The organism is Actinomadura logoneensis (assembly GCF_003428695.1).
Lineage (GTDB): Bacteria > Actinomycetota > Actinomycetes > Streptosporangiales > Streptosporangiaceae > Spirillospora > Spirillospora logoneensis.
On record NZ_QURH01000544.1, the window covers coordinates 1 to 1,546 of the forward strand.

The window sequence follows — 1,546 nt, forward strand, 5'->3', positions numbered from 1 at the left end:
CCCGGCCGGCAACACCGGCGCCGGGGCGGGCGCCGGCGACCGGGCCGAGGGCGCGCGCGAGCGCGCGGACGCCCGCACGAGTGAGGGACCGGACGCCGTGGGGGCGGCGGACGGCGGTGCCGGCAGCGGCACCGAGAGCAGGGGCGACGCCGACGACAGGGGGAAACGAACGTGACCACCGAGACACAGGTCCCGGACATCGTGATCGTCACGGGCATGTCCGGGGCGGGCCGCAGCACCGCCGCCAAGTCCCTGGAGGACCTGGAGTGGTTCGTGGTGGACAACCTTCCACCCGCGCTGCTGGCCACCATGGCCGACCTCGGCGGCCGGGTGAAGGACGCGGTGCCGCGCATCGCCGTGGTGGTGGACGTGCGCAGCCGCGCGTTCACCGCCGACCTGCACTCCTCGATCGCCGAGCTGGAGGCGCGCGGCGTGCACCCGCGCGTGGTGTTCCTGGAGGCCGGCGACGAGGACCTGGTGCGCCGGTTCGAGAGCGTCCGCCGCCCGCACCCGCTGCAGGGCGACGGCCGCCTGGTGGACGGCATCGCCCGCGAGCGCGAGCTGGTCCGCGAGGTGCGCGCCGAGGCCGACCTGGTGATCGACACCAGCGGGCTGAACGTGCACGAGCTGCGCAACAAGATCATCGGTTTCTTCGGCGACGGCAGCTCCGACTCGCGGCTGCGCGCGACCGTCGTGTCGTTCGGCTACAAGTACGGCCTGCCGGTGGACGCCGACCTCGTCGTCGACTGCCGGTTCCTGCCGAACCCGCACTGGGTGCCGGAGCTGCGCCCCAAGACCGGCCGCGACGCCGACGTCCGCGACTACGTGCTCGCGCAGCCCGGCGCCAAGGAGTTCCTCGACGCCTACACCGAGGTGTTGCGCCTGCTCACGGCCGGGTACGAGCGTGAGGGCAAGCACTACGTGACCTTGGCCGTGGGATGTACCGGTGGCAAACACCGTAGTGTGGCCATGGCCGAGCAGATCTCCGCCCGGCTGCGGGACGAGGGCGTCGAGGTGCAGGTCGCCCATCGCGACCTCGGCCGCGAGTGAGCCGCGCGGGCGAGCGCCCGCGCGGGTGGACCGAGGAGACGGACGAACCGGTGAACCCCCGTGGGCCCAAGGTCGTCGCGCTCGGCGGGGGGCACGGCCTGTACGCCTCGCTGTCGGCGCTGCGCCGCGTCACCCAAGCCCTGACGGCCGTGGTCACGGTCGCCGACGACGGCGGATCCAGCGGGCGGCTCCGCCGCGAGCTGGGCGTCATGCCGCCCGGCGACCTGCGGATGGCGCTCGCCGCCCTGTGCGGCGACGACGAGTGGGGCCAGACCTGGCGGGACGTGGTGCAGCACCGCTTCCGCAGCGAGGGCGCCCTGCACGACCACGCCGTCGGCAACCTGCTGATCGTGGCCCTGTGGGAGCTGTTCGGCCAGTCCGCCCCCGGGAACGTTCCCGACACCGCCGCCCCGGCCGCGGCGTCCGGTTCCGCCGCCCCGCCTGCGGCGTCCGACGGCGCCGCTCCGGCGGGGGTGTCCGGTAGCGCGGCCCCGGC

General features: G+C 74.9%; 2 protein-coding genes. Both read left to right on the forward strand.

What is annotated here, in order from left to right; all coding sequences use genetic code 11:
* Positions 1–171 precede the first annotated feature (171 nt).
* Positions 172–1,050, forward strand: coding sequence for an RNase adapter RapZ (gene rapZ, locus DZF91_RS23980; protein WP_117359565.1), 879 nt, complete (start codon positions 172–174; stop codon positions 1,048–1,050).
* A gap of 50 nt (positions 1,051–1,100) precedes the next feature.
* Positions 1,101–1,546: gluconeogenesis factor YvcK family protein (locus tag DZF91_RS23985; protein WP_235834510.1), on the forward strand; the 446-nt coding region annotated here is incomplete at its 3' end.